The 1130-nt window shown below is 70.8% G+C and carries 1 protein-coding gene; it reads left to right on the forward strand.

Annotated features, from left to right (window positions below; translation table 11 throughout):
* Window positions 1-15: 15 nt before the first annotated feature.
* Window positions 16-1130 (forward strand): amino acid adenylation domain-containing protein (locus tag ACLEQD_RS43930; protein WP_410391873.1); only part of this gene is annotated, 1115 nt, incomplete at its 3' end.

Genomic DNA, 1130 nt, shown 5'->3' on the forward strand with positions numbered 1-1130 from the left:
GCGCCGCAGAGTGGCGTGGGAAGCCGCAACGTCGCGTACGTGGACTTCACGTCGGGAAGCACGGGCAAGCCGAAGGGCGTGTGCACGGAGCACGGAGGCGTGCTGCGCACGGTGCTGAAGGCCAACTACGCCCGGTGGACGGAAGAGGACACCTTCCTCTTGCTGGCGCCGGTGTCCTTCGACGCGTCGACGCTGGAGGTGTGGGGCCCGCTGCTGAGTGGGGCGAAGCTGGCGGTGTACCCGCCAGTGCCAGTGGGGGACGTGAAGGAATTGGAAGGGGTGCTGAAGCGGCACGGGGTGACGGTGCTGCACCTGACGGCGGGCCTCTTCACGCAGATGGTGGACGGCAACCTGGAAGGGCTGCGTGGGGTGAAGCAGCTGCTGACGGGTGGCGACGTGGTGTCGGCGCCGCACGTGAAGCGGGCGCTGGAGACGCTGGGCGTGGCGGTGACGGCCTGCTACGGGCCGACGGAAGGAACGCTCTTCACCTCCTGCCACCGCATGGAGGCGGTGGAGGACGTGGGCCTGGTGGTGCCCATTGGCCGGCCCATTGGCGACACGCAGGTGTACGTGCTGGACGGGCAGTGGCAGCCGGTGCCGGTGGGCGTGGTGGGCGAGTTGTACGCGGCGGGTGACGGGCTGTCGCGAGGCTACCTGAGCCAGCCGGGGCTGACGGCGCAGTCCTTCCTGCCCAACCCGTACGGGCCCGCGGGCAGCCGCATGTACCGCACGGGGGATTTGGCGCGGTGGCGGGCGGACGGGGTGCTGGAATTCCAGGGGCGCGCGGACACGCAGGTGAAGGTGCGTGGCTTCCGGGTGGAGCTGGGCGAAGTGGAAGCGGCGCTGGCGCAGTGCGAAGGCGTGCGCGAGTGCGTGGTGGTGGCGAAGGGGCAGGGGGCGGGGACGAAGCGGTTGGTGGCGTACGTGGCGGGCGAAGGGCTGGACGTCGCGACGGTGCGCACGGCGCTGAAGGGGCGGGTGCCGGAGTACATGGTGCCGTCGGCCTTCGTGGTGCTGGCGGCGCTGCCGTTGACGGCCAATGGCAAGGTGGACCGCAAGGCGCTGCCGGAGTCGTCGGAAGCAGGAGTGGAAGTCTCGGGCGCGTACGTGGCGCCGAGGACGCCGACGGA

It is taken from the genome of Corallococcus sp. 4LFB (assembly GCF_046520365.1).
Classification (GTDB): Bacteria; Myxococcota; Myxococcia; order Myxococcales; family Myxococcaceae; genus Corallococcus; species Corallococcus caeni.